Origin of the sequence: Caballeronia hypogeia, from assembly GCF_001544875.2 — a bacterium.
Classification (GTDB): Bacteria; Pseudomonadota; Gammaproteobacteria; order Burkholderiales; family Burkholderiaceae; genus Caballeronia; species Caballeronia hypogeia.
Genome location: NZ_FCOA02000004.1, coordinates 59,504 through 79,871 on the forward strand (window position 1 = coordinate 59,504; position 20,368 = coordinate 79,871).

General features: G+C 63.4%; 17 protein-coding genes. 12 read left to right on the top strand and 5 right to left on the bottom strand.

Translation table 11 applies throughout. The annotated features are described in order from the left end of the window. Positions 1–10: 10 nt before the first annotated feature. From AWB79_RS09035 to AWB79_RS09045, 3 genes are read left to right on the top strand one after another with little or no spacing between them, the layout of a single operon-like run. The gene (locus tag AWB79_RS09035) at positions 11–2,176 is read left to right on the top strand and encodes an NHL repeat-containing protein (RefSeq protein WP_061167077.1); all 2,166 of its coding nucleotides are present in this window, start codon (positions 11–13) and stop codon (positions 2,174–2,176) included. Positions 2,177–2,193: 17 nt separating this feature from the next. Continuing rightward, the gene (locus AWB79_RS09040) at positions 2,194–3,693 is read left to right on the top strand and encodes an oligosaccharide flippase family protein (protein WP_061167342.1); all 1,500 of its coding nucleotides are present in this window, start codon (positions 2,194–2,196) and stop codon (positions 3,691–3,693) included. Continuing rightward, a complete protein-coding gene (locus AWB79_RS09045) occupies positions 3,690–6,140 on the top strand; it encodes a glycosyltransferase family 4 protein (RefSeq protein ID WP_061167078.1) in 2,451 nt (816 codons plus the stop codon). The genes AWB79_RS09040 and AWB79_RS09045 overlap by 4 nt, the downstream gene beginning before the upstream one ends. Before the next feature lie 13 nt (positions 6,141–6,153). Here AWB79_RS09045 and AWB79_RS09050 read toward each other — a convergent pair whose 3' ends face one another. Beyond that, complete coding sequence (locus AWB79_RS09050) at positions 6,154–7,287, bottom strand: acyltransferase family protein (RefSeq protein ID WP_061167079.1); 1,134 nt, start codon at positions 7,285–7,287, stop codon at positions 6,154–6,156. A gap of 149 nt (positions 7,288–7,436) precedes the next feature. Between AWB79_RS09050 and AWB79_RS40030 the strand changes: the two genes are divergently transcribed. The 4 genes from AWB79_RS40030 to AWB79_RS09070 all read left to right on the top strand — a co-directional run bounded on the left by AWB79_RS40030 (position 7,437) and on the right by AWB79_RS09070 (position 10,524). Then, a complete protein-coding gene (locus AWB79_RS40030; protein ID WP_198398997.1) occupies positions 7,437–7,589 on the top strand; it encodes a hypothetical protein in 153 nt (50 codons plus the stop codon). 87 nt (positions 7,590–7,676) lie between these two features. Next, the gene (gene galU / locus AWB79_RS09060) at positions 7,677–8,603 is read left to right on the top strand and encodes a UTP--glucose-1-phosphate uridylyltransferase GalU (RefSeq protein ID WP_074169344.1); all 927 of its coding nucleotides are present in this window, start codon (positions 7,677–7,679) and stop codon (positions 8,601–8,603) included. 120 nt (positions 8,604–8,723) lie between these two features. After that, positions 8,724–9,368, top strand: coding sequence for a septal ring lytic transglycosylase RlpA family protein (locus AWB79_RS38870; protein WP_082862305.1), 645 nt, complete (start codon positions 8,724–8,726; stop codon positions 9,366–9,368). A gap of 94 nt (positions 9,369–9,462) precedes the next feature. Continuing rightward, positions 9,463–10,524 (top strand): phytoene/squalene synthase family protein, encoded by a 1,062-nt coding sequence (locus AWB79_RS09070; protein WP_061167081.1) that lies wholly within the window; start codon positions 9,463–9,465, stop codon positions 10,522–10,524. On the opposite strand, the gene AWB79_RS09075 is transcribed toward AWB79_RS09070, so the two are convergent. Next, positions 10,502–11,353, bottom strand: coding sequence for a LysR substrate-binding domain-containing protein (locus tag AWB79_RS09075; protein WP_061167082.1), 852 nt, complete (start codon positions 11,351–11,353; stop codon positions 10,502–10,504). The two genes, AWB79_RS09070 and AWB79_RS09075, sit on opposite strands and share 23 nt — an antisense overlap. A 107-nt stretch (positions 11,354–11,460) precedes the next feature. On the opposite strand from AWB79_RS09075, the gene AWB79_RS09080 reads away from it, so the two are divergent. Further along, a complete protein-coding gene (locus AWB79_RS09080) occupies positions 11,461–12,330 on the top strand; it encodes an alpha/beta fold hydrolase (RefSeq protein WP_061167083.1) in 870 nt (289 codons plus the stop codon). A gap of 9 nt (positions 12,331–12,339) precedes the next feature. Here the strand turns inward: AWB79_RS09080 and AWB79_RS09085 are convergent, their stop codons facing one another. After that, complete coding sequence (locus AWB79_RS09085) at positions 12,340–13,989, bottom strand: D-alanyl-D-alanine carboxypeptidase/D-alanyl-D-alanine-endopeptidase (RefSeq protein WP_061167343.1); 1,650 nt, start codon at positions 13,987–13,989, stop codon at positions 12,340–12,342. Positions 13,990–14,298: 309 nt separating this feature from the next. On the opposite strand from AWB79_RS09085, the gene AWB79_RS09090 reads away from it, so the two are divergent. Together AWB79_RS09090 and AWB79_RS09095 are read left to right on the top strand one after the other, a co-directional pair. Continuing rightward, positions 14,299–14,697: a hypothetical protein gene (locus AWB79_RS09090; RefSeq protein ID WP_061167084.1), complete on the top strand. Its 399-nt coding sequence runs from the start codon at positions 14,299–14,301 to the stop codon at positions 14,695–14,697. A gap of 189 nt (positions 14,698–14,886) precedes the next feature. After that, positions 14,887–15,783 (top strand): fructose bisphosphate aldolase, encoded by an 897-nt coding sequence (locus AWB79_RS09095; RefSeq protein WP_061167344.1) that lies wholly within the window; start codon positions 14,887–14,889, stop codon positions 15,781–15,783. Between the two features lie 4 nt (positions 15,784–15,787). Here AWB79_RS09095 and AWB79_RS09100 read toward each other — a convergent pair whose 3' ends face one another. Then, entirely contained in the window at positions 15,788–17,026 is a 1,239-nt protein-coding gene (locus AWB79_RS09100; protein ID WP_061167085.1) for an NAD(P)/FAD-dependent oxidoreductase, read from the bottom strand. A 259-nt stretch (positions 17,027–17,285) separates the two neighbouring features. Between AWB79_RS09100 and AWB79_RS09105 the strand changes: the two genes are divergently transcribed. Beyond that, complete coding sequence (locus AWB79_RS09105) at positions 17,286–17,603, top strand: DUF4148 domain-containing protein (RefSeq protein WP_061167086.1); 318 nt, start codon at positions 17,286–17,288, stop codon at positions 17,601–17,603. Between the two features lie 71 nt (positions 17,604–17,674). On the opposite strand, the gene AWB79_RS09110 is transcribed toward AWB79_RS09105, so the two are convergent. After that, positions 17,675–18,616 (bottom strand): LysR family transcriptional regulator, encoded by a 942-nt coding sequence (locus tag AWB79_RS09110; protein WP_061167087.1) that lies wholly within the window; start codon positions 18,614–18,616, stop codon positions 17,675–17,677. A 112-nt stretch (positions 18,617–18,728) separates the two neighbouring features. On the opposite strand from AWB79_RS09110, the gene AWB79_RS09115 reads away from it, so the two are divergent. Then, positions 18,729–20,240 carry a CoA-acylating methylmalonate-semialdehyde dehydrogenase gene (locus AWB79_RS09115; RefSeq protein WP_061167088.1) on the top strand — a complete coding sequence of 504 codons (1,512 nt, stop codon included), beginning with the start codon at positions 18,729–18,731 and terminating at the stop codon, positions 20,238–20,240. The last annotated feature ends 128 nt before the right edge of the window (positions 20,241–20,368 follow it).

Genomic DNA, 20,368 nt, shown 5'->3' on the forward strand with positions numbered 1-20,368 from the left:
GAGCGTGTGCATGGCCTGCGCGCTCGTCGTGTCGTATGCAAAGGCCGCACCCGTGCTCGATGCGAAGACGTCATGGATCGGCAACACGTCCGGTTTCGGCGACGGCGCGTGGACGCAGATCAACATCACCGCGATCGCGGTCGCGCCCGATGGCCGCGTCTTCACGAACGCGCCGTGGGACGAGAGCGGCGCGGAAGCGAGCGTGTATCGCGATGGCAAAGTGCTCGGCGTGGCGGGCGGCACGCATGGATGGGGCGCGGCGGGCGGCAACGCGGTCGCGGTGAATTCGCGTTACGTGTTCGTCGCGGTCGGCGTCGGCAATGAGAAGGGCCGGCTCGTGAAGGAAGGCGTCTGGCCATCCAAGGGACGCTACTGGAGCGGCGTGTCGCGGCGCGAGATCGGCAACGTGCAGCGGGCCGTTCCGTTCGATGGCGGCGGTATGACAAAGACGCTCGCAAGCGACAAGGACCCGCGCGCGATGCTCGCGCGCAGTTTTCTGACGGTCAACGACACGCCCGACGATGCGCGGCAAGACATAGGCGGGCTGGCTGCGAGCGACGCGTCGTTATATGTCGCGAACACGGCGCAGGATCGCATTGAAAGCTACAACGCGCAGTCGATGCAAAAGAATGGGCAATGGAGCGCGCCGCAACCCGGGCGCATCGCGCTCGCACCGGATGGCTCGTTGTGGGCGATCGTCGAAAGTCTGGGCGAGCATCCGCGCATCGCGCATTACGCGGCCTCGGGCGCGCTCATCGACGATGCGCCGCGTTTGCCGGCCGACAACATCGCAGCCGATATCGCGCTGGACCAGCAAGGGCGTTTGCTGATCGCGGATAACGGTCCGCGCCAGCAAGTCATCTTCTTTACGAAGCAAGGCAAGGCGTTTCGCGAGTCGGGCGCGCTCGGCGAGCGCGGCGGCATTTTCGCGGGCGTCGCGGGCAAGCCGGGGCCGAGGCGCTTCAACGGCCTGACTGGCGTGGGCGTGGACGCATCGGGCAATGTCTATGTGTCGACCAACGGTGTCGGCGTGCACGACGGTCCGATCGGCGCGGGACTCGGCGCGACGCTTGAAAGCTATGCGCCGAACGGCGCGCTGCGCTGGCAAGTGCAAGGACTGCTGTTCGTGGACGGTGCGTGGATCGATCCCGGCAGACCCGACAGCGTGTACACGGGCAACAAGCGCTTCGAGCTGGATTTATCGAAGCCTGCCGGACAGGAATGGAAATACGCGGGCTTTCTGTCGGGCCGTTTCAAATATCCCGACGACCCGGTCTTTCACGTCGATCAATGGCCGGGGCTGCCCATCGCGCGCCGGCTCGAAGGCCGCACGTTTCTGTATCTCACCGACATGTACGCAGATCACCTGAAGATCTATCGCTTCGACGAAAAACGCGACGGCGAGCTGGCGATTCCATCGGGATTCATCGCGGGCCGCGCGCGTCCCGTGCGCAACGTGCCGAACCGGCCCGAAGGCGGCGAATGGATCTGGCGCGATTCGAACGGCGACGGACGCTTCGATACGAACGAGTTTCGGCGCAATCAGGGCAAGGCGCGTCTGGCCGGTGGCTGGGGATGGTGGGTCGATGCCAGAGGCGACATCTGGCGCACGAGCGACGTGAGAGGCATTCATCGCTTGCGTTATGGCGGTCTCGACAAACAAGGCAATCCCATCTACGACTACGCGGACATCCAGACCTACGCCGTGCCCGCGCCGTTCACCGAACTGCGCCGCGCCGTGTACGACGCGCCTTCGGACACGATGTACGTGACGGGCTACACGTCCGACGAGCCCTTCGATTCACGCTACTGGAAGGAAGTCGGCCGCCGTCTGGTGCGCTACGACCACTGGTCCAGCGGCCCGGCCGCGCGCTATTCGATCGATCTGCCGTGGGACACGCAAGCCAGGCCGCTCTCGACGATCATCGGCGTGACGGTGGAAGGGCAATACGTGTTCGCTGTCGAACCGGTCGGCGACGTGCATGTGTACGACAAGGACTCGGGCCGCGAAGTCGGCGTCATCAGGCCGGGGCCGGAGGTGGGTCACGCGTCCGGATGGGTCGATGTGCCCAACGGCGTGAGCGCGCATCGGCGCGGTAATGGCGAGTATCTCGTGTTCGTCGAGGAAGACGCGCGCGGCAAGGTAATGATGTACCGATGGACGCCGAAGAGCTGAGTGCGCGAGGAAAGCCGATGGAAAAGAGCATGGTCAGAAACGTCGCGATCAACTTCGTCGGGTTGATCCTGCCGACTTTCGTTTCGCTCGCGACGGTGCCCGCGTATATCCGGCTCGTGGGCGTGGAGCGTTACGGCGTCGTCAGTCTCGTGTGGACGCTCATCGGCTATTTCAGCATTCTCGATCTCGGCATGAGCATGGCCGCGCAACATCAGATCGCGAAGGCCCACGCGGCGGGCGATATCGCGCAACGCACGCGCGTGTTCTGGAGCGCCGTATGGCTCAACTTCGCGACGGGTGTGATCGGCGGACTGGCGATCTACTTCGGCGCGTTTCTCTATACCGCTTATGTCGCTCATTCGGCGCCTGCCCTGCAGCACGAGGTTTATCGCGCATTGCCGTGGCTCGCGATGGCGATTCCGCTCGCGAATGTCTCGTGGGTCTTCGCGGGCGCGATCAACGCGATGGAGCGCTTCGGCGTCTACAACGCGAACCAGACCTTCGGCACGTTCCTCTTTCAGTTGCTACCGCTGGGCGCCGCGTGGTTCATCGCGCCGAACCTGCAAACGGTGATCGCGGCCGCCGTGCTCGCGCGGTTGATCGCGGCGCTGCTGCTCGCGAAGGCGAGCTTCAGGCTGCTCGGGATTAGCCGCATCGACTGGCCAAGACGAAGTGTCGCGGGCGGGCTGTTCCGCTTCGGCGGCTGGATGCTCGTGTCGTCCATCACGACGATGCTCACCGATTCGCTCGATCGCGTGCTGCTCGGCGCGCATCTGGGCGCGCGTTTCGTCACCTATTACACGGTGCCGCAGAACCTCGTCACGCGCCTGAACATGCTGCCGAATGCCATGGTGCGCACGCTGTTCCCGCGCCTTTCCTCGATCGATCGCAGCAATGCGAACGGCATGGCGACGACTTCGCTCGAATTTCTCAATGGCGTATTCACGCCGTTCGCGCTCTTCGCGATGCTCGTGCTCGAACCGTTCCTGCATGTGTGGATCGGCGCCGACCTTGCTATCGCGAGCGCGCCCGTCGGCCGCATTCTGGTGGTCGCCGTGTGGCTTGTCGGACAGGCGAGCGTCATGCGAATCCTGATTCAATCGCAAATCAATCCGGCGGTGGCGGCGTGCGCGAGCCTCGTCCAGTTGCCGTTCTTCGTCGCGCTGTTGTGGTTCGGCATCGAGCGCTTCGGACCGGTGGGCGCGGCGAGCGTGGTCGCGCTGCGCTCGCTCGCGGATTACGCGGTGCTGCTCTGGATGTCGCGTGTGCGGGCGAAGCCGATCGCGCTCGACATGCTCGCGCATCTCGCGTTTCTCGTCGCGGGGCTCGTGCTCGCTGAGTTCATCGACTCGATGACGCATCCGCTTCAGGCGATAGCGGCGGCGCTGCTGCTCGCGCTCGCCAACGCAGGATGGTCTGTGTTGACGCGCCCTGCGTTGCGCGCGCTGGCCTCGGCGTTCACACAAAAACTCATCGGACGCACCAATTCATCTTTGAAGGCGGGGAGTGACGCATGAAAATGGAATTCGAAGACGCGCTCGCCGGAGGCGCAAAGACTCGTCACTTTCTGCACGAGGACACGCCCGCGGTGCGCCGCGAGCACAGCGCGAAGGTCGCGGGCGGCGCGCCGCGCGTCGCGATCGTGCACGACTGGCTCGTGACCTACGCAGGCGCGGAGCGCGTGCTGGAGCAGATCATCGCGTGCTTTCCGGATGCGGATATTTTCAGCGTCGTGGATTTTCTGGAGGATCGATCGTTCCTGCGCGGCAAGCGCGCGACGACATCGTTCATTCAAAAACTGCCGTTCGCGAAGAAGCGCTATCGCGCATACCTGCCGCTGATGCCGCTTGCGATCGAACAACTCGATCTTTCCGCTTATGACCTCGTTATATCCAGTAGTCACGCGGTCGCCAAGGGCGTGCTGACCGGGCCCGATCAGGTTCACGTGAGCTACGTGCATTCGCCGATACGTTACGCATGGGATTTGCAGCATCAGTATCTTCAGCAATCGAATCTCACCGCTGGCGTGAAATCGCTGTTCGCGCGGCTTATTCTGCATTACGTGCGCAACTGGGATATCCGCACGTCGAACTCGGTGAACCATTTCATCGCCAATTCGGAGTTCATCGCGCGGCGCATTCACAAGGTGTACAGGCGATCGTCGAAGGTGATCTTTCCGCCCGTCGATGTCGATTCATTCGATCCCTGCGCGCAGAAGGAAGACTTCTATCTGACGGCATCGCGCATGGTGCCGTACAAGAAGATCGACGTGATCGTGGAGGCGTTCGCGCGCATGCCGGAGCGCAAGCTCGTCGTGATCGGCGATGGTCCCGACATGAACAGGATTCGCGCGAAGGCGACGCCGAACGTCGAGATCATGGGTTATCAGCCGTTCGCCGTCTTGCACGACAACATGCGCCGCGCGAAGGCTTTCGTGTTCGCGGCGGAAGAGGATTTCGGCATCTCGGTCGTGGAGGCGCAGGCATGCGGAACGCCCGTGATCGCATTCGGCAAGGGCGGGGCGCTGGAAACGGTGCGCGACGCATGGGGCCCGCAACCCACCGGCATGTTCTTCCAGACGCAAACGCCCGACGCGATCATCGATGCGGTGGTGGCCTTCGAAAGCGGTCTCTTCACCTTTGATGCCGCCGATTGCCGCAGCAATGCCGAACGCTTTTCCAACGAGCGCTTTCGCGAGGGCTTGCTGGCGCACATCGCGCGCATCGCGCCGCAGTTCGTGCTGCCACCGCCGCCGGTCGAAGAGAAAGCGCCTGAAAATGAAGCACCGTTGAGCGATCTGCGCGTACTGGCCGTCGATCAGAGCGGTGCGCTCGGCGGCGCGGAGCTCTCGATGCTCGAAGTGGTGAAGAACATGCGCGGCGACGTGCAGACCGTGCTCTTCGACGACGGACCTTTTCGCATCGCGCTGGAGGCGGTCGGCGTGAAGGTCGACGTGCTCGACGGCAAATCGCTCGGCGATCTGCGCAAGGACGGCAAGACGCGTCCTGGCGCCGGCATGCTGCGCGGCGTGCTCAGGCTCTTGCGCGGCACGCTGGATAAATCGCGTAATGCGGACGTGATCTATGTGAACACGCAACGCGCGATGGTCATCGGCGCGATCGCCGGTCTCATCGCGCGCAGACCGGTGGTGTGGCATTTGCGCGATATCGTCAGCGAGGAACATTTCGGGCGCACGCAGCTTGCCATCATCAAGTGGTGCACGAAGCTCATGCTCGAACACGTGATCGCCAATTCGACCGCATCGGCGGCGGCGGTCACCGCGCTCACGCGTCTGCGCGAGGAGCGGCTCGACGTGGTGTTCAACGGCATTTCGTCGGAGCCGTTCACGGAACTGGAATCGGTCGCGCAGCATGAGTTTCGCGCGCGTTTCGGCTTGCCGCAAGATGCGTTCGTCGTCGGCTGTTTCAGCCGGCTCGCGCGATGGAAGGGGCAGCATGTGCTGCTCGAAGCGCTGCGCGAGTGTCAGGAGATGCACGCGGTGTTCGTCGGCGCGGCGCTCTTCGGCGAGGATGAGTACGAGGCGGAATTGCGTGCGTACGTGCTGGAGCACGGGCTTGCGGAGCGCGTGCATTTCCTGGGCTTTCAGAACGATATCGCCGCGTGCATGAAAGCAGTCGATGTGGTCACGCATACGTCGATCATGCCGGAGCCGTTCGGGCGCGTGATCATCGAAGGCATGTTGTCGAAGCGGCCAGTTGTCGCGACACGCGCGGGCGGCGTGATGGATATCGTCGACGATGGCGAGAACGGTATTCTCTGCTCGCCGGGCGACGCGGCTGAACTCGCGCGCATTCTCGAACGGTTGAAGAGCAACGAGCCGTTGCGGGAGCGGCTCGTCGAGCAAGGCTATGTCAATGCGACGAGCCGCTTCGGTACGCAACGCTATGTGGAAAGCGTGGAGAAGATCCTGAACGACGTGGCGGGTCGGGCGCGCAAGCGCTGATCGCCGCGAGCGCTCAGCGCCGCGAACGCTTGAGCGCTGCGGACCAGCGCATTGCGGGGCGTTCGACCATGAAGTAAAAGCCGAACGCCACCGCGACCGCCACGGCCGTAAAACCAAACGAAGCCCAGATTTGCGTTTGCAAGGCCGAGCGGAACAAGACCGATCCGAGCAGCACGAAGATCGGCAAATGCACGACATAGAGCGAGAAACTGAATTCGCCGATCCACGACAGCCCGCGCACGGCGAATGAATCGCGCAACGGCGTGTCGAGCGCGGAGAACAGATAGACCGCGAACGCGATGGCCCAGAGTTGAAACGCCGCAAATTGCGCGGCGCTGAACGCGGCGCATCCGGCGAGCGCGATTCCCGCTGCGATCAGGCCCATGCGAGGCCGTGCGTGAATGCCTTGAGCTTTCGCTTCGGCAATCCACGCGCCGATAGTCCACGCGAACCAATATGACGTGAACACGACGATTTGATGCCGTTCCAACAGCAACGCGGACACGATATTCACCAGCCCCACGCAAACCAGCACGCCACGCATTCCAATGCGACGCCGCAGCGCGATCAGCAGCGGATAGACGAGATAGAACTGTACTTCGATCGAAAGGGTCCAGAGCGCGCCATTCGAGCCGAAGGTCTTGCCTGCGATGCCTTGCAGTGAAAACAGATTGACGATGAAAGCGTGCGGATCGAAAGGATTGATCTTGTGGCTGACCGGCACGAACGTGCTGCTCAGTGAATCCAGCGCGAGCGTCAGCAATAACGCTGCAAGCAACACGGGATAGATGCGTGCAAAGCGTCGCAGAATAAAATTGCCTGCATCGAGCGGCGCTAAAGGATCTGCGATCAGCTTGCGCGCCATCGCACGATGAATGCAATAGCCGCTGATGACGAAGAATATCGGCACGCCGGCCGAGCCCCACGCGATGGGAAACGTCAGATAACTGATGATCGTATTCGCATCCAGCGTGGGCGACATGCGATGAAACTGCTGCATGCCGATCCACGTCACTTGCCGGCAATGAAAATATGCGACGAGCAACGCCGCTATGCCACGCCACGCGTTGATCGCCACATCCTTGTCATCGACGACTGCGCTGGATTGATGCACGGAGGAAGCCGCGAATACGGAAGAATCGCTCATCGGAATGCAGGTCCGGAAAGTGGGATGAGCCCATCTTAGAGCACGCTTTTTCCATCGCCTAACTAAAAAATTCGCGATTTAGACGCGCATTATTTATCGATTTTTTTCTGCTACTTTGATTCCAACTCAACGACGAATGGATGTGAATCATGGATATGCATGCAATCGCCGGTCTGGCTGTACTGCTTGTTCTCGTGGCCGCTTCTGCTTATCGCGATGCGCTGCGCAACGACCCCCTGAGCCCCTTGCGCGCGCGCGGCCCGAATCGCATGGCCTCGCCAAGAATGGAAGAAGCCGAGTAGGTCACGCAATCGAATCGACCGGCAATCAGAACAGCAGCGCCGGTTTCCACAACCCAAATTACCGGTTCAGATCTGGAGGGAGCAGTCATGCTTAAGGTGACCAAGGCGGTGTTTCCAGTCGCGGGTCTCGGCACACGCTTTTTACCCGCGACCAAGGCAAGCCCGAAGGAAATGCTGCCAGTGGTCGACAAGCCGCTCATTCAATACGCGGTGGAGGAAGCCATCGCGGCGGGCATGACGGAGATGATCTTCGTCACCGGGCGCGGCAAGCGTGCGATCGAAGATCACTTCGACAAGTCCTACGAACTGGAAGTGGAACTCGAAGCGCGCAACAAGACCGCGTTGCTCGACGTGGTGCGCAAGATCAAGCCCGCGAACGTCGATTGCTTCTATGTGCGCCAGCCCGAAGCGCTCGGTCTCGGTCATGCGGTGCTGTGCGCGGAACGCCTCGTCGGCGGCCAGCCGTTCGCCGTGATTCTCGCGGACGATCTGTTGCATGGCGCGCAGCCCGTCATGAAGCAGCTCGTCGAAGTCTTCGATCACTATCACAGCTCGGTGATCGGCGTGGAGCGCATCGCACGCGAGGACAGCGCCTCTTATGGCGTGATCGAAGGGCGCGAGTGGGAAGAGGATGTCATCAAGATGTCGGGCATCGTCGAGAAGCCGCAGCCAGCGCTCGCGCCTTCGAATCTGGGCGTCGTCGGCCGTTATGTGCTGATGCCGAGCATCTTCGAGCATCTGCGCAGGACGAAGCCGAATGTCGGCGGCGAAATCCAGCTGACCGATGCGATCGGCTCGCTGCTCGCGGTCGAGCAGGTGCTGGGCTATCGCTACTTCGGCACGCGCTTCGACTGCGGCAGCAAGCTCGGCTATCTGAAGGCGACGGTGCAGTTCGCGCTCCAGCATCCTGAGGTGCGCGAGCAGTTCGAGGAATATCTGCGCGCGGAAGTCTGGGCGCTGATGCCGGATCTGATCGCCGCGCAGAAGGCTCAGCCGGAAGTGGCGTCGATGTGATGTGAGGCCGCATCTGTAAAGATGGGTCATATTTAAGGGGCGTTCGTCAACTTTGACGACAAGTAGGCGTTGTGAGCGAGCCGAACCGGTTGTGTCGGCATTTCATGGAGAAGCTCGCTCATGCAGGACAACGGATTCATCATGCGCTGGCGCTCGGCCGCAGTCGCGGTCGCTGCCGCCTCCGCTGCGTGCGTCGCGTTGAGCGCTTGCGCCAATGACTCGCGCGCGCCGTCGAAGGAAGACGACGCGGGCGCACCGCCAGCTTTCACGGAAGGTCTGCGCGCCAAGGATTCGACGCAGGGCGGCGAGAGCGTCACGCTGAACGCCGATTCGCTCGAGTATCACGATGCGAGAGCGACTGTCGCGCCGGAAATCGGCTGGGCGTCATACTACGGCAAGAAGTTTCAGGGGCGTCGCACCGCAAGCGGCGAACGTTACGACATGCAGGCGCTTACGGCCGCGCATCGCACGTTCCCGCTCGGGTCGTATGTGCGCGTCAGCAATCTCGCGAAAACGCGCTCGGTCGTCGTGCGGATCAACGATCGCGGTCCCTTTACCAGAGGCCGTGTGATCGATCTGTCGTTCGCCGCGGCAAGCGAACTCGGCCTGCTGCGAGCGGGAAGCGCGCAGGTGATGCTCGAACCGCTTGGTCGATCGGTCGAGCAATCCGTCACGCAGGCCGAGGTATCGAACGCGCCCGAGCGCGTCGTGCTGCATACGGAGCCTCGGCCGAATCGTCATCCGAAGCACGCGCGTCATCATTAGGCCGATGCACGCGGTGAGTTCGTGACTTCACGCGGACGGATACAATGCGGCGGCGCGCGATCATCGCGCATCTGCCGATCCATCCATCCAGGTCATGAACAATTCGCCCCGGGCCTTTCTGCTGGGCCCGCTTCTCAAGAGCGTGTCGCGGTCGTTCTATCTCACGCTGCGCATTCTGCCGACCACGATGCGCGATCCCATCGGGCTCGCCTATCTGCTCGCGCGCGCGGCGGACACCATTGCCGATACCTCGCTGATCTCGCCGCAACGCCGTCTCGAGCTGCTGCTCTCGCTGCGCGCGCAAGTCAACGGCGCGCCGGACGAAGGCGCGCTCGCGCGCATATCGGGCGAAGTCGCGGGACAGCAGGCGCAACCCGATGAACGCGCGCTGCTCGAATCGCTCGGCGCCGCGCTCGCGATCCTGCCGCAACTGAGCCGCGACGATCAGGCCGCCGTCCGCGATATCGTCACGACGCTCACGACCGGCATGGAGTTCGATCTGCGCACTTTCCCCGACGAAACCTCGGGAAGCATCGTCGCGTTGCAGGAGTTCGGCGAGCTCGACCGCTACACGTATCTGGTGGCGGGCTGCGTCGGCGAATTCTGGACGAAGATGACCTACGCGCACATGCCCGGCACGCTGAAGGCCGCGCCCGAGACGATGCTCGCGCTCGGCGTGCGCTTCGGGAAGGCTTTGCAGATGACGAACGTGCTGCGCGATTGCGCGCGCGATCTGCGCATCGGCCGATGCTATCTGCCGCAGGCGCTGCTCGCGCGTCACGGCCTGACGCCGCACGATCTCTTGCAGCCCGAGTGTTCGGCGCGCGCGCGGCCGGTGCTGTTCGAATTGCTGCGCGTGTCGCTCGCGCTGTTTCAGGACGCGGTCGATTACACGCTCGCGATTCCGTCGGGCGCGATCCGTCTGCGCCTCGCGTGTCTGTGGCCGATCATGATCGGCCTCGACACGCTCGTGCTGCTCGCGCGAAACGACGCATGGCTCGATCCGCACGAGATTTCGAAGATCGGGCGCAACGACGTGTATCGCATCATGGCGGCATCGCTGCCGATGGTCGCATCGAACGGCATGCTGCGCGCGTGGACCGCACGCCGCATGCGCGCGATCGAAGCCGAAATCAGCGCCGCAAGTCGGCCATGATGCGCTCGGCGAGAAAGTCGCACGGCGGACGTCTCGACGCCGCGCTTCTCGCCAGCACCACTTCCAGCGTGCCGATATCCGGCAAACCCTGCGCCGGCCCGAGCAGCGTGAAATGCGCAGGCACCGCGCATCGGGCGAGCGGCGTGACGGCGAGACCGGCTTCGGCCATCGTCAGGAGACCGAGCAGGCTCGGACTCTCGTAGGACGTGCGATACGCGATGCGCGCGTGCTCCAGGCTGCGGATCGCGTTCTCGCGCGCGACGCTGCCCGGCAGGAACACGGCGATAGGCAAGGGCCGCTCCTTCCAGATTTCGGTGTCGCCCGGCGCGGCGGCCCACACCATCGGCTCGTGGCGCACGAAGTCGCCGGAAAGCCCCTTCACGCGCGTCGCGCACACGAGATCGACGCTGCCGTCTTTCACCATCGGCGCGAGCGCGAGGCTCGGCAGGCCGACCACCTGAATCTCGACCTTCGGATACGTCGCGGAAAATTTCTTGAGGATGGGCGGAAACAGCGACGACGCGTAATCGTCCGGCACGCCGATCACCACGCGCCCGGTCACATCGGGGCGGACAACCGCCGCCCACGCCTCGTCGCGCAGCGCGATCATGCGGCGCGCGTAAGTCAGCAGCACTTCGCCGTCCTGCGTCGGCACCACGCTGCGCGGCTTGCGCACGAACAGCGCCTTGCCCAGCGCGGTTTCCAGCGTCTTGATCTGCATGCTCACCGCCGATTGCGAGCGATGCACGAGTTCCGCCGCCCGGCTGATATTGCCGGTGTCCGCGACGGCGATGATCATCGAAAGGACATCCAGGTCGAGCGCTTTCATGGTCGGAGCGGGTGGTCGCTATCAGAAAATCTGAACGATTCTATCAAAATTATGCGTTTTTCTTTTGGTGCAGCGCGGCGCATAGTCGCATCAAAGGAGCGAATCCCATGAACGCGCGAACCGATCTTTCCGTCCTCACCGCTGTGCAAGGCCTGCCCGAACCGTCGTTCGCGACGACCGCATCGGGGGTTTCGGTGCCGTATATCGAGTGCGGCGAGGGCGAGCCGCTCGTGCTCGTGCATGGATCGCTGTGCGATTACCGCTACTGGAGCGCGCAGGTTTTACCGCTCGCGAAGCATTTCCGCGTGATCGTGCCGAGCCTGTCGCATTACTGGCCCGCCGTCGATGCCTTCGTGCAGGGCGAATTCGGCTGGGAGACGCACGTCGCGGAAATGGCGGCGTTCATCGAGGCGCTCGATCTCGCGCCGGTGCATCTGGTCGGCCATTCGCGCGGCGGCTGCGTCGCGTTTCATCTGGCGCGCGAGTTTCCGCGCCTGGTCAAGACGCTCACGCTCGCCGATCCCGGTGGTCCGCTGCAAACCACGCCGCAGGCCGTGCCCGCGACGCTGCCGCCCGCGACCAACGCGCTGCGTGCGCGCGTGGCCGAACTGATCGAGCAGGGCGAGTTCGACCGTGGCCTCGAAATGTTCGTCGATTCGGTCAGCATGCCGGGCTTCTGGAAGAAGAGCACGGAGAGCTTTCGGCGCATGGCGCTCGACAACGTGCTCACGCTGCCGCGGCAGTTCCGCGATCCGCTGCCCGCTTACACGCGCGAGCTGGCGCGCGACATCAAGTGCCGCACGCTGCTGATCGACGGCCAGAAGAGCCCGCGCATGTTCCGCAACAACGTCGAGAAGCTGGAAGAGTGGATCGAGTTCGCCGAGCGTCAGACGATCGCGGGGGCGTCGCACGGCATGAACGTCGCCAGCCCCGGCGCGTTCAATCGCGCGGTGCTGGCGTTCATCACAGAGTGGTGATCCCGGACGCTACTGCAGCTTCCAGATGTTCGCCGCGATCGTGCCCTCGTCGTTGAAGACGTTGATGATGTCGGGCACATCGGTGATCGGCACGTTGTTCACCACCAGCGCGAAGGCGAGCCTGCGGCCGCTCTGCGCATCGATATAGCCCGCGAGCGCCTGTCCCTTGAGCGTGCTCGTGGTGCTGCCGTCCGGGTTCTCGACGCCCGTCACATACGTTCCCGTCTTCGCATACACGCGACCCTTCGCGCCCGCGAGCGTCGGATCGCTTTCGAAATTCGTCGTGCTCGCGAGCGATCCGTCGACGCCCAGGAACGGCATCGAATCGACATAGGCGGGGAAGGCCGGACGGCCGTTCATCGCGCGCAGCATCGCGATGACCGCGACCGGCGTCGCCGTGGTTTCGCCGCCGCCGCTGCCGTCGATGAAATGCGTCTGTGACATCGGCACATTGAACGGCGAGGTCGAGAGCTTCGCGTTCTCGGCGGCGAGGGCGCCGTCGAGCGTGGTCGAGCCGTTGTTCGCGACGCCGAACAGCATCAGGCTCGTATCCGCGCCGATGTTGTAGCTGACCTTAAGAATCCACTTCGCATATTCGCTGTACGGCTGCGACGTGAGCTGCGCCACGCGCGTGTTCGCGGCATACGAGTTCTTCGCGGGCAGCAGTTGCACCGGATTGTTCTCGACGGCCGATGCCGTGACCGTCACGCCGGCGCGCGCGAGCGCCTCGATGAACACGGTGCGCGCATAGTTCTGAGGCTGCGTGATGCGGAACGTGCGGATCATCGGGAAGCTCGGCACGATCGGCGGCACGTAATCCGCCGGAATCGAGCCGCTCAGCGCGCCGCTGCAAGGAAGCGTGCCGAAGCAGGTCGGGTCCGTGGGCGTGACCGTGATCTTCGCCGGCGTGCCAGCCGCGCCCGTCATCAGGGTGGACTGAACCGTGAACGCCGCCGACCTCGGCCGGTAATCCACCGGCGCCGCCGAGCCCGCGCCGCCCTGTCCGATGATCGCGTCGACCACATCGTCGTTGACGAAGATCGAGCGAAGATCGAACTCGTCGCGGAAGTTGAAGGGATCGAAGAGACGGTCGTCGATCACGATCTCGCCATTGACCGCCTTGATGCCCGATGCCGCCACCTGCGCGGCGAGCGCGTTGTAGCCCGCGAGCGGATCGGGCGTGGTGATCTGCGCGTTGCCGAGATTGTTCGCCTCGTTGTGGTCGAAGTTGGTCCAGGCGAGCGTCCCGTCGGCGTTGGTGCGGCCGCCCATCGAAAGGTCGCCGCTCGCGACGAGCACGAGATTGCCGTTGAGCGTGCCGTTCCCGTCGACCGTGCCCGTGCGATAAACCGGCGTCTGGAACTGATACTGCGCGCCGTACTGGTCGAGCGCCGCGCCGAGCGAGAAGACCTTGCGCACGGACGCGACATACACCTGGGCGCTCGAATTCATGTCGTAGATGACATCGCCCGAATTCAGGTCGACGACGCGCAATGCCCACGTCGAGCCCTGATACATGGGCTTTTTCATGACCTGCGTGATTGAATCGGGCACGGAGGTATTCGAATCCGAGCCGCCGCATGCCGCGATGGACGAGGCAAGCGCGCACGACAGCGCGAGAGCGGCAACGCGTGCCGGACTTCCTGAAAGCGGGTTCATGACGCGGCTCCGATAGAGGCACAGCACGCTCCGCATGGAGCGAACGACAACCAATACGTCGGGACGGCTTGAAGTGCGCAGACAGGCGATGTCGGCCGCCGCGTGGCTTTTGAAAGCTGCGGGTGAGGGAATTAAATACCTTGCGTGGGTGGTGTCAAGCAAGGACTATCGCGAATCGGGCGCTTCAGGCAAGTGCTTTTTGTATGATTTCTCGCGAGTCTTTGATCTGCATGTTGTGAGGCGACAACGGCAAAACGTTTGGCGCGGGCTAACATCGTCAGCACCTCATTCTTCAGGAAGAGGACATCCGTGAGCACGGGCCAAGACGACGATCTCGATGCATGGAAGCGCCGGCGCACCATCGAGCTGGCGTTCGAGCTGGCCGACAGCGGCCGCTACGAAGACTTCACCGACGTCGCCTATGCGCTGCAGTTCGAGCGCGGCATGGCGACCGCGCAGGCTCTCATCGACGACCCCGAGATGCGCCGCGTGCTCAATCAGCGTTGCGCCGATGCTTTGGAAAAGCTCGCGCCACCGCCCGTGCCCCGGCCCGAGCCCGAAATCGAAGCCGTGGTCACGGCATCGAACGATCATGCGCAAATGCCGCTCGCGGCTCATCTCGAACGCGCGCCGTCGCTGCTGCGTCGGGCGATGAATGCCGTCTGGCGCTCGGGCGACACCGCGGATCTCAATTCAGCCGCTTCCTGAGTATTCCTCTCTCCCGGGCCGTGCGCGATCGCACGGTCGCGTCCCGTTCCTGGCCGATTTGCGCGGAAATGGCGGATTTGCACGAGAGAAGCGCCCATCAAAACCATTACACTTGAGGAAGCTGAACCATAAGCCCGGACTGCGCTTTTCGCGCATGCCCGGTGATTGAACTTCGAGGAGGAAATGTTCGTGGCTAACGATAAGATGCTCGCGCAGATGGCTGAGAAGAATGGTTTCATCGCCGCACTGGATCAGAGCGGCGGCTCCACGCCCGGCGCGCTGCGGCAATACGGAATTCCGGACGACGCCTACAACGGCGACGCCGAAATGTTCAAGCTGATGCACGAGATGCGCGTGCGCATCATGACCGCGCCTTCGTTCACGGGCGAGAAGGTCATCGGCGCGATCCTGTTCGAGCGCACGATGGACGGCGAAGCGGAAGGCAAGCCGGTGCCCACGTTCCTGTGGGAAGACCGCGGCATCGTGCCGTTCCTGAAGGTCGACAAGGGCCTGGAAACGGAAGCCGACGGCGTGCAGATCATGAAGCCGATTCCCGGCCTCGACGATCTGCTCGCGCGCGCCGTGAAGCTCGGCGTGTTCGGCACGAAGATGCGCTCGGTGATCCACAAGGCGGACGAGAAGGGTATCGCCGCCGTGTCGAAGCAGCAGTTCGAAGTGGGCGCGCAGATCATCAAGCACGGTCTCGTGCCGATCCTCGAACCCGAAGTCTCGATCAAGAGCCCGGACAAGAAGGGTGCGGAAAAGATCCTGCGCGACGAACTGCTGAAGGGTCTCGATGCGCTGCCGGAATCGAGCAAGGTGATGATCAAGCTGACCATCCCCGACGAGCCGGATTTCTATCGTCCGCTGATCGAGCATCCGCGTGTCGTGCGCGTTGTCGCGCTGTCGGGCGGCTATACGCGCAGCGACGCGTGCAAGAAGCTCGCGCAGAACCACGGCATGATCGCGAGCTTCTCGCGCGCGCTCATCAACGAGCTGAAGAAGCCGATGAGCGACAGCGAGTTCGACAAGACGCTCGAAGAGTCGATCAACGAGATTTACGAGGCGTCGGTCGAGAAGGCCTGATTTTCTAGCGCTTGTCCAAGCGCTGAGTTGATGGCGGCGTCTGCACGACAGGCGCCGCCGCGCGAAATATATCCTCACGCAAGCCCGTTTTCGGCGGATAGATGCGCTCGCCGTTGATCGTGCGCTTGGTCGCCTTTGCCGTCTCGCCCTCCGAGACGAGCCTTCTGTCCCATCCCTCCGTGTACACCGCACCCCACGGGCCGAGATCGCAAATGGTCGTGTACCAGTCGATCGACAGCGGCAGCATCTCGTCGCCGAACAGATCGGATACGGCGTTGTTGCCCGCGTAGCGTCCCATCGGCCGGCCGTGCTGGCATGACATGACCGATGGCCGCGTGCCGTCGATCAGGATGCGCGCGCAATCGCCCGCCGCGAACACGCCCGGCACGCCTTCGGCGCGCAGAAACGCATCGACGGGCACGCGGCCGAGCGGATCGAGCGTGACCGGCAGTTGCGCCGCCAGCGCGTTCGCATGCATGCCGCCGCACCACACGACCGTCGCCGCCTCGATGCGCTCGGTTTCATCGCCATGCGCGAGCGTCACGCTCTGGGCGTCGAGCGAGGCCAGCGACACGCCGGGCCGCATTTCGACCGCGAGCGACGTTAGTGCGTTTTCGATGACCTGTTGCGCGCCGCCCATCGATTGCGCGATCGTCGTCGAACGATCCGCGAGCACCACGCGCACCTTGCCGCGATCGCAGTCCGCGACGATCTCGCGCAGACGCGCCGGCAACTCCGCTGCAAGCTCGATGCCCGTGAGCCCCGCGCCGATCACGACCGCCGTGTAGCGTCCGGGCGTGTCGGGCAGCGCGGGCAAGGTCAGCAGATGCGCCTGTAGCTTGCACGCGCCGGCGTAGGTATCGACATCGAAGGAAAAGCGCTCGAGACCGGGAATCGGCGGACGGACCAACACGCTGCCGGCCGCGAGAATCAGCCGATCGTAGTCGAGCGTTTTAGTCGACCCATCGTGCGCGATGCTGACGCGGCGCGCCGTGCTGTCGATGTCCGTCGCCTTCGCCTGAATCAGCCGCACGCCTGCGGGACCGAGCACGGTGTCGAGTTGCACGAGCGTGGGGTCGAGCGGCTGCTCGTAGTTGCGCACGCGCACGCTGTGATAAGGCGCCGGATTGACGATGGCCACTTCGGCTTCGTCCGTGCGATGAAGTTCGTCCAGCTTGCGCGCCGCGGACAGCGCGCTCCAGAGACCCGCGAAACCCGCGCCGATCACAAGGATGCGTTTCAAGGCCGTTCCCCTTCAATCAACGATCGTTCGTGCTATGAGGCGTTCATGTCGATCGTCCCTGTCTTGGTTATAGCCGATGCGTGCGATTCCGCGCGGCTCCATTCGTCCTTCGATTAGTCGAGTTTTCACCAAAAGTGATTTCGCCGTTTAGGTATTTACCCTAGAACGCGTGCTGCCTAAACTCTGTTCAACGGTCGCGAACAGGCAAACACAGCAGGCTCAGCGGCCACTCGATAACTTCTGTCCGGAGGAAAGCATCATGAACAAGCTCATCGGTATTGCAGCGGTTGCTCTCGCATTGGCCGCACCGGTCGCATCGTTCGCGCAATCGAATCAGCCTTTGACGCGCGCCGAAGTTCGCGCGCAGATCGTGCAACTCGAAAAGGCCGGCTATAACCCCGGCATGGTCAGCGACTCGAAGTATCCCGCCGACATTCAGGCAGCGCAGGCGCGCATCGACGCGCAAAACGGCACGGCGCAAAGCGCATTCGGCGGCGCGGCGGACGGTTCGGCGCAATCGGGTGCGCGTGTCAATGCGATTGGCGGCGACGTGTCTTCCACGTTCGCGCATCACTAAGCAGCAAAGCGGTTCAAATAGAACGCGCCCGCTTTTCGAAGAGCGGGCGCGTTTTTTTTCGATGCGCGCGTTCAGAGCACAAAGCCGCCCGCAAACGTCTCGCGCAAATATCCGATGAATAACGCCACCGCGCGCGGCACATGCGGCGCATAAGGCCGAACCACGAACAACTGATCCGCGAACGCGCCCACGGGACGCCAGTCCGGCAGCAGCACCACGAGCTTGCCCGACTGCACGGCGGCCTGCGCGGTGAAATCGGGCAATAGCGCAATGCCGAGATCGTCGAGCGCGGCATCGCGAAGCACCTCGCTATTGTTCGCGGCGAACGGGCCGCTCACGGCGAGCGTGTAAGGGCCGGACGAACTCTTGCGCCCGCCCTTGCGCTCGAATGACCAGATGCTCGAAGCCTGCGGGCGCGGGTAAACCAGACAATCGTGCGTGGCGAGATCGTTCGGCGTCGCGGGCGTGCCGCGCCGTTTCAGATACGCGCGCGTCGCGACGATCACCGAATGCGTGTCGCATAGCTTCCAGGCGACATGCGTGTCCGGCACCTGCGCGCTGTGCCGCACCGCGAGATCGAAGCCTTCGGTGGCGATGGAGCTCAACCGGTCCGACGCCTCCAGCTGCACGCGCACGTCGGGATGCGCATGCAAAAAACCCGACAGACGCGGCACGAGTTGTTGCCGCGAAAACGCCATTGGCGCGGTCACGCGAATCAGGCCGCGCGCCACGCCCGCCATCTCCTTCACGCTCAGGAAACTCGCGGCGATGTGCTCGTACTGCGCGCGCGTGTCGTCGACGAGCCGGCGGCCCGCTTCCGTGAAGCGCACGCTGCGCGTCGTGCGCGTGACGAGAGGTACCCCCGCCGCCCGCTCCAGTTCCGCGATGCGCTGGCTCATCGCCGCTTTCGATACGTTCAGGCGCGCCGCCGCCGCCGTGTAGCTGCCTTGTTCCGCGAGCACGGTGAGCCAGTGCAAATGGGTCCACAGCGCCTCGATCTTTTGCTCGTCCATGCGGGGATTGTTTGCGGATATGAACAATGAGTTCAATCATAGCGTCTTTGCACGAGGCCCGATGCTTCCTACACTGTGTCCATTGCCAAACCATTCAGTGACAGGAGACGAGATGCAAGCGTTCAACGATACCGCCGACGTGGTCCATTACATTCACGGCGAGCGCACGCACGGCTCGGCCACGCGCACGCAGCCGGTGTTCAATCCCGCGACGGGCGAGCGTCCGCGCAAGCTCGTGCTGGGCGAAGCCGCCGATGTCGATGCAGCCGTGGCGAGCGCGAAAGCCGCGTTCCCGGCCTGGCGCGACATGCCGCCGATCCGCCGTGCGCGCGTCATGCTCAAGTTCCTCGAACTGATGAACAAGCATCGCGATGAGCTCGCCGCGATCATCACGGCCGAGCACGGCAAGGTGTTCTCGGATGCGCAGGGCGAAGTGTCGCGCGGCATCGACGTGATCGAATTCGCGTGCGGCATTCCGCAACTGCTGAAGGGCGATTACACGGACCAGGTTTCGACCGGCATGGACAACTGGACGCTGCGTCAGCCGTTGGGCGTGGTTGCCGGCATCACGCCGTTCAACTTCCCGTGCATGGTGCCGTGCTGGATGTTCCCGGTCGCGATCGCTTCGGGCAATGCGTTCATCCTGAAGCCGAGCGAGCGCGATCCTTCCGCGGCGCTGTTCATGGCCGACCTGCTCAAGCAAGCCGGTCTGCCCGATGGCATCTTCAACGTCGTGCAGGGCGACAAGGTCGTCGTCGACGCGCTGCTCACGCATCCGCAAGTCAAGGCGATCAGCTTCGTCGGCTCCACGCCGATCGCGAATTACATCTACGAAACGGGCGCGAAGCACGGCAAGCGCGTGCAGGCGCTCGGCGGCGCGAAGAATCACATGGTCGTGATGCCGGACGCCGATCTCGATCAGGCTGTCGATGCATTGATCGGCGCGGGCTACGGTTCGGCGGGCGAGCGCTGCATGGCGATTTCGGTGGCGCTACTGGTGGGCGATGTCGCCGACAAGATCGTGCCGAAGCTGGCCGAGCGCGCGAAGGCGCTCAAGATCAGGAACGGCATGGAGTCGGATGCGGAAATGGGCCCGATCGTCACGCGCCAGGCGCTGGAGCGTATCGAAGGCTATATCGCGCTGGGCGTGGAAGAAGGCGCGAAGCTCGTGGTCGATGGCCGCGGCTACAAGGTGCCGGGACATGAAGACGGCTTCTTCACGGGCGGCACGCTGTTCGATCACGTCACGCCGGACATGCGCATCTACAAGGAAGAAATCTTCGGACCGGTGCTCGCGTGCGTGCGCGTGAAAGACTTCAGTGAAGCGGTCGAGCTCATCAACGATCACGAGTTCGGCAACGGCGTCGCGTGCTATACGCGTGACGGTCACATCGCGCGTGAGTTCGGCCGACGCATCGAAGTGGGCATGGTCGGCATCAACGTGCCGATTCCGGTGCCGATGGCATGGCACGGCTTCGGCGGCTGGAAGCGCAGCCTGTTCGGCGACATGCACGCATACGGCGAAGAAGGCGTGCGCTTCTACACGAAGCAGAAGTCGATCATGCAGCGCTGGCCCGAGAGCACGGAGAAGGGCGCCGAGTTCGCCATGCCGACCGCGAAGTAACGCAATGAACGCCGCTTGTGCGCGGCGCGCATGAGTCTCGCCCGCTTGTTCCTGCACGGAAGAAGCGGGCGATTGTCTTTGTGCTTCGCATCGCCGATCTTTAACCACGCGTCACAACTCAATTGAAA

What these genes read in the sequence shown, in the direction of transcription:
- AWB79_RS09035 (WP_061167077.1), top strand. Translation starts at nt 11, where the DNA reads ATGGCCTGCGCGCTCGTCGTGTCGTATGCAAAGGCCGCACCCGTGCTC.
- AWB79_RS09040 (WP_061167342.1), top strand. Translation starts at nt 2,194, where the DNA reads ATGGAAAAGAGCATGGTCAGAAACGTCGCGATCAACTTCGTCGGGTTG.
- AWB79_RS09045 (WP_061167078.1), top strand. Translation starts at nt 3,690, where the DNA reads ATGAAAATGGAATTCGAAGACGCGCTCGCCGGAGGCGCAAAGACTCGT.
- AWB79_RS09050 (WP_061167079.1), bottom strand. Translation starts at nt 7,287, where the DNA reads ATGAGCGATTCTTCCGTATTCGCGGCTTCCTCCGTGCATCAATCCAGC.
- AWB79_RS40030 (WP_198398997.1), top strand. Translation starts at nt 7,437, where the DNA reads ATGGATATGCATGCAATCGCCGGTCTGGCTGTACTGCTTGTTCTCGTG.
- galU (WP_074169344.1), top strand. Translation starts at nt 7,677, where the DNA reads ATGCTTAAGGTGACCAAGGCGGTGTTTCCAGTCGCGGGTCTCGGCACA.
- AWB79_RS38870 (WP_082862305.1), top strand. Translation starts at nt 8,724, where the DNA reads ATGCAGGACAACGGATTCATCATGCGCTGGCGCTCGGCCGCAGTCGCG.
- AWB79_RS09070 (WP_061167081.1), top strand. Translation starts at nt 9,463, where the DNA reads ATGAACAATTCGCCCCGGGCCTTTCTGCTGGGCCCGCTTCTCAAGAGC.
- AWB79_RS09075 (WP_061167082.1), bottom strand. Translation starts at nt 11,353, where the DNA reads ATGAAAGCGCTCGACCTGGATGTCCTTTCGATGATCATCGCCGTCGCG.
- AWB79_RS09080 (WP_061167083.1), top strand. Translation starts at nt 11,461, where the DNA reads ATGAACGCGCGAACCGATCTTTCCGTCCTCACCGCTGTGCAAGGCCTG.
- AWB79_RS09085 (WP_061167343.1), bottom strand. Translation starts at nt 13,989, where the DNA reads ATGAACCCGCTTTCAGGAAGTCCGGCACGCGTTGCCGCTCTCGCGCTG.
- AWB79_RS09105 (WP_061167086.1), top strand. Translation starts at nt 17,286, where the DNA reads ATGAACAAGCTCATCGGTATTGCAGCGGTTGCTCTCGCATTGGCCGCA.
- AWB79_RS09110 (WP_061167087.1), bottom strand. Translation starts at nt 18,616, where the DNA reads ATGGACGAGCAAAAGATCGAGGCGCTGTGGACCCATTTGCACTGGCTC.
- AWB79_RS09115 (WP_061167088.1), top strand. Translation starts at nt 18,729, where the DNA reads ATGCAAGCGTTCAACGATACCGCCGACGTGGTCCATTACATTCACGGC.